We start from the raw sequence: 5,689 nt of genomic DNA, 5'->3' as shown, positions 1-5,689 counted from the left end.
GCTAAAAAGCAAAGTGCTTTCTCACATGAGAATGTTACAAAAGAAACCTGCGCGTGTAGCATCTTACTTCCGGCATGAATCGATTAAATATGCAGCATAATGGAAGTATTTGTCCGCCGGGTTAATAAAGGGGATAGATTGAAATAGAAGTGGCGACTTTGAGCCGGTGAAAATTAATCATTTGGTGCTGAAGGGCCAGCTTTGGTGATAGCTGAATTTTCATATTGGGTCTGACTGCTAACCAACCTTGCGGCCCTCAAATATCTATAATCCGGTTTTGCGTTTTTTTAGCTTAAAGGCTTAGCATTTCTTTTAGTCGAGAGGCCGGCCTCCTGGCGACTTCTATTTCTTTTTCGTCAGTCATGATGACAAGCAAGCTATTATTGACCCAGGGTTCAATATTCTTAATAAAGTTTAGGTTGATGATCTGCTGTCTGTTGGCTCGGAAGAATAATTCTGGGTTTAAGCGTTGTTCAATCTTAGATAATGATTTATAGATAAATGGTTTTTGGTCCTCAAAAAATACTTGGGCATGATTTCCGCAATTTTCAAAATAGCGAATTTTGCCGACTTCAATTAGCCAGCACCTTTCACCGTCTTTGATGAATATCTTGCTTTCAGAATCTAAATAGTTTGTTAAGTCATTAGTTGTGAATGTTGTGTCATTAAGGGCTTTGTCAATAGCGCGCTTCAATTTATTTGGGTTGATTGGTTTGAGCAGATAGTCTAAAGCGTTTACTTCGAATGCCTTGATAGCATATTCATCATAGGCCGTTGTGAAAATCACCTTAGGTGTGAATCGAAGTTTCTCGAGTATATCAAATCCGCTTCCATCAGGTAGGTTGATATCCAGGAATATCAGGTCTGGCTTTTCTTCTGAAATAAGAGAAACGGCTTGTTCACAGTTTTCCGCTTCGGCTACCAGGTTAATCGCCTTGTGAGGCTTTAGTAATTCCCTTAGTTCATTGCGAGCGAGACGAGAGTCTTCAATAATAATGGCTTTCACTGCTTATACCACTTCTTGTTTGATTGAGATTGGAATCTGGCACTGAGCAACCACATTGAGGCCCTGTTGCTCGATTTTGAAATTTGATTGCTCTCCGTATTGGATGGCGAGTCTGTTTTTAATGTTAATCAGCCCCAAGCCGGTATTACTATTTTCATCTTTTTTAACTGGTTTTACTCTGTCGGTAGATATTTTTTGTGTGGATTTTTTTAAGTTACCTGGGTTTGTTACTGTAATGTGCATATGGTTATTATCTTTAGAGGCTTTTAGTGTTAATACACCGCCCTTTTTCGTTTTTTCAATACCGTGCCGCACGGCATTTTCTGCAAGTAACTGGATTAGTAGTGGTGGAATTTTCTCTGCCATCAAGTTTTGATCAATGTCCAGTCTAAAAATTAAGCGGTCTTCATATTGAATTTTAAGTAATTCTATATATTGACAAACTATCTCCAGCTCATCCCGCAATGACACGGCATTTTGCTTATGTGCCATCAAGGTATAGCGTAATAGATCTGAAAGGTTTGTTAGCATCGCTCTTGACTTTTGCTTATCCTCAAGGATAAGTGCACGAATATTATTCAGACCATTGAATAAAAAGTGAGGGTTGAGTTGTCCCATTAGTGCGCTCATTTTAACTTCATTCAGTTGTAATTTGAGCTGTGTGGCATCTTCTTTGGCTTTGTGCAGACGATCCTGATTGACTATGGTGAAATAAACCAGTGTCCATGTGATCATTAGAATAATTAGGAAGAGCCAGTTGTCTAGGACGCCCCCCCAGAAAGAAGAGGGCACAGTATGTCCCACAAGGTTATAATACACATATATAAAACTTACTGAAATGCAAGCACAGATAAATCCAAGAATAGTAGACGTTGCTATAAAGTAGATCCATTGTTTCTGCCAGTTCTTATCAAATAGATTGAGACGCCATATGATTTCTCGAATCCCAAGAGTAGAGAGGCCTACGGTGAACGCTACTGTGGCTATGTGAATGGTGATTTTGTCGAAATGATCTTGGGTAAGTAGCCCTAAAGAAAGGGCATTTATTAATGAAAATAGTAACCAGCCGCCAAAATGGTAGGACAAAAATTTTGCTGTTAGGGTTGGGGATTTAAGAAGTCTCATATGGTTTACATCTATTTATAAGGTAGCCCCCATTCAGGGGGCCGTACTCTGATAGTATGGATGAATTCTAGAAGCGTTCATTTAACCAATCTGTCATCAGGTTCAGGGCTATAGGTGAGAAGCTTTCTTCTAATTCAGCATATTCAGCAAATGAACCTTTCTCTGCAACTTGGAAAAGGTGGTTCATTTTTTCTAGCTCAATCACTTTATAATCTGTATGGTCTGTGGAACTTAATATTCTCTCTAAATTATTTAGGTTCATTTTTGCATCAACCTGAAAATCTAGTGAGCCGTTCAAGGCTAATAAAGGGCTCTTAGTTTCTTTCAGGTAGTGCTCGGGATTGAATCGGACAGCGTATCTAAACCAAGGTGTAGAATATTGTCTCTTCAGTTGTTCAACCTGTGCTTCCAGTTTATCGTCCTTCAAACCCTCTAATTCTACGCTCTTGTACAGCAGTTGGTGAATCTCCTCTGTAATGCTTTGTCCTTCGCTAAGTGCTGCAAGCTGTTGAAAAACTAACTTATCCAACTGACTAATTTTTTGAGAAGTTTGTACCTTTGTGCCGTTATGTATCCGATCTTTGTGCCATTGGTCAACAAGTAGTTCTTGGATCTTTACGGTAGGGCCACCAAGAAGAATTGTAAATGCAATATCGTCACGACTACTGGCAACCATGGGGGCAATCATACCGCCTTCACTGTGTCCAATTAAACCCACTTTACCCAAGGGGAGGTCGCTACGGCTATTAAGATATTCAACCACTGCATTAGTATCCTGGGCAAAATCTTTAGTTGTCGCTGCGAAGAAGTCGCCGGTTGATTCGCCAATACCACGTTCATCATAACGAAAAACAGCATATCCCTGTCGTGTCAAGTGATCGGCAATTACCGCGAAGGCTTTATGTCCAAAGGCTGTTTCATCCCGATCTTGAGGGCCAGAGCCACTAATAAGCACCGCCGTTGCTTTGATCGTAGACTTTGGCTTGGTCAAGGTTCCTGCAAGGATGTGGTTTGTTGTCTTGTTTTTAAAACGAATGTCTTCAACAGTGTATGGAAAAGGTACTGTAGGTGTCTGAGGTCGATTCTCAGGGGTACTGTCAATTACTTTTCTAAAGTTAAGGGGGTATGATTCATCCTGAGTGTTACTGCCGAACATAAGGTCAACTATAGGGTTGTAGACCCCTTTATAGGCGATATTGAGTTCTTCTACAGCAAAAGAGATAGTGTTCTCACTCACCTGCAATCGTGATATCTCGACCCCGTACTTCTGTTGGGCAGGGCTGTCTATTTCACCCGACCATTCACCATTCTTTTCGTCAATATGGACAATGACTGGGAGCCATTCTTTGTCAGTTACTTGAACTGTTGCTTTCCATTCACCATCGATGCCATTTGCCATGCCAGTGCTGGATAACAAGCTGGATATCAGGAAGAGTGACTTCAAGCTAGCGTTGGCCTTAGCTAAGTTGAATTTGAAAAACGCCATTAGTATTTCTCTCGTGCTTATTTGTGGAATGAGTGCCATTCTACGAGAGGTGTTAACTTATGCAGCCAAATTAGGATAAACGGTTTTAATGGCTGGTGAGCGGTCTGTGAGATCAAGAATGTGAGTGGCCATTTACTTCCTGGGCTTGAACTTTGTTGATTTGATAACCCCCGGTTGGTACACATCTTGAGGAGGGATCGGTACGGTAGTGCTCATGGACTTCTGACTTTTGGTTGATAACTCTCTAGTTAATAGATACAGGTGATTGGGGGCATCAGAAGGGTGTTGGTGCCCATCTACTCCATCTGTGTGCTTCCTAGTCGTTGTTGACACAATGAAAATCAAAGCGCTGTTCTAAAGGTCTGTAACTACTCACCAGCGACACAACCCCTGAGCCAGCGTTTAGGGCTCATTAGCTAACAAAAAGCCATACCGTGAATTTCGCCCAGTACCTGTTGCAGTTGTCTGTTTCTCTGCAGCATGGTGAATACCGGATGCAATCTTCGGTACTCCGCCAGCAATGCCAGGCAAGAGTCATTGACTTGGAATTGTTGCATGCACCGGCTAAGGTTTTCACCGATAACAATAGTTTGTTGCATATCGAGAGCCCAATAGCCGACAGTGTTTGTACCCTTTGGTGTGGCGTTACCCAGCACGATTTTATTCGTGCAAAACAGAACCAATACTGTTCCCCTGGGGCCGCCAAAAACCTTGGAGACGGTATAGGTTGTGCGAAGGATCAGGTTGTTCCGTTCATCCAGGTCGTGGGAGAAGGGCACAATTTAACTGGTGTTTTCTTGAGAAGGTATCTTACTCTCGCCATTGTTATCGTTGTCCTCCATAGATGGATTGATATTGAGGTTGGTTCCCTTTACCTCTTTGGCAATGACATTGATGGTTCCGTCGATTGCTTAAGGTGCCAACATGGGCTCAACAGCACTGCGGGCTACTTCGATACGTGAGATGCCAGTGGTGGCCCGCGTATGTACCGCGTAGTAGCCAGCCATTATCGTGTGCAGGAGAATAACGTCGGTCAGAATACTAGAGGACTCTTCGCGCATACCATTTAGTATTACCCGTTTGACTCTGCACAATGGAGTACTCATTGGAAGCCCGCATGCCTGGGCACTGTTCAATGGTATCTGGCAGGTTAAACACCTGCAAGTACTTGATCATACCCTTATTGACAACTTGTCTCTGACTAGCTATGCCGGGGCGGTGTGGTAAGTCTGAAAGTAAAATCGCTTTTTAACGGCGAATACAAAAATTGCCAGGTGAGTTAAACAGGTTAGCTTTAATGATATGTTTATCAATTACTCCCCACCATACTTAGGGTGGGGAGTGATTATTGTTGCCCTTAACTACTCTTTATTATTCTTCGCAAGGAATAATTTGAATGTTTAAAAGCAATTGTGCACCAACATCTGCAGAGCGCAAAGAAAACAGACTGTCAGCACCAATTACTGTGGCTACAGTATCGGCTCTGGCAATTAGTGCTTCTCCATCACAGCCGGAGTAATAAGCGAATGGTGGACGATCATTAAGGATGAAGTTCTCGAATCCTGAGCTATTCCAGTTGTGATCATGGCTAGGGCCTTGATTGCCAGAAAAAAAATACTCTCGATGAAAGTTGATATGGGATCCTGGGGCTGAAAATACTGTGCCTCGCCAATCAATATCAAGTATTCCTACTGAAAATCCAGGTTCAACACTTAAAGGTAGGGCTAAGTTACAATCAGAACTGGCAATCGGGCTTGTTGAATTTGTAACGGCACTATACTTACTAAATAATATGGCGATATTTTTATTGTCATCTGTTGCTGTAGCCGTAACAGATCCGGCTGGACAGCCAGTGCCATTCACAGCAATTTCACCGATTTCAATTTGTTGGCCATCAATTAATATGGATTTTGCTAATATTGAGCTAGAAAAAATTGAGCAAAGTGTGAGTGTTAGAAGTTGTTTAAACACTGATTCTCTCCATTCGATGAATAGTTGATGCCTAGATTCCCATAACAACCGACACACTTGGCAATAGCGAGAGAGGCCAGCTGGCTGTAGGCTAGTAAGCT

The 5,689-nt window shown here is 42.1% G+C and carries 6 protein-coding genes; all 6 read right to left on the bottom strand.

Going from position 1 to position 5,689, the window contains the following annotated elements:
* Positions 1 to 292: 292 nt before the first annotated feature.
* Positions 293 to 1,006, bottom strand: a complete 714-nt coding sequence (locus ACCI51_RS19315; protein WP_299588874.1) for a LytR/AlgR family response regulator transcription factor — start codon at positions 1,004 to 1,006, stop codon at positions 293 to 295.
* Positions 1,007 to 1,009: 3 nt separating this feature from the next.
* Positions 1,010 to 2,131, bottom strand: a complete 1,122-nt coding sequence (locus ACCI51_RS19310) for a sensor histidine kinase (protein ID WP_371845060.1) — start codon at positions 2,129 to 2,131, stop codon at positions 1,010 to 1,012.
* 67 nt (positions 2,132 to 2,198) lie between these two features.
* Positions 2,199 to 3,617 carry an alpha/beta hydrolase family protein gene (locus tag ACCI51_RS19305; protein WP_371845059.1) on the bottom strand — a complete coding sequence of 473 codons (1,419 nt, stop codon included), beginning with the start codon at positions 3,615 to 3,617 and terminating at the stop codon, positions 2,199 to 2,201.
* Positions 3,618 to 4,033: 416 nt separating this feature from the next.
* Positions 4,034 to 4,396, bottom strand: coding sequence for a hypothetical protein (locus ACCI51_RS19300; protein ID WP_371845057.1), 363 nt, complete (start codon positions 4,394 to 4,396; stop codon positions 4,034 to 4,036).
* A 132-nt stretch (positions 4,397 to 4,528) separates the two neighbouring features.
* Positions 4,529 to 4,723 (bottom strand): hypothetical protein, encoded by a 195-nt coding sequence (locus tag ACCI51_RS19295; RefSeq protein ID WP_371845056.1) that lies wholly within the window; start codon positions 4,721 to 4,723, stop codon positions 4,529 to 4,531.
* A 265-nt stretch (positions 4,724 to 4,988) separates the two neighbouring features.
* Positions 4,989 to 5,588, bottom strand: coding sequence for a DUF4360 domain-containing protein (locus tag ACCI51_RS19290; RefSeq protein ID WP_371845054.1), 600 nt, complete (start codon positions 5,586 to 5,588; stop codon positions 4,989 to 4,991).
* Positions 5,589 to 5,689: the final 101 nt, after the last annotated feature.

It is taken from the genome of Microbulbifer echini (genome assembly GCF_041447225.1).
In the GTDB taxonomy this organism is placed as follows: Bacteria; Pseudomonadota; Gammaproteobacteria; order Pseudomonadales; family Cellvibrionaceae; genus Microbulbifer; species Microbulbifer echini.
The sequence above is the reverse complement of the archived record's forward strand: the minus strand, read 5'-3'. Positions and strand labels throughout refer to the sequence as shown.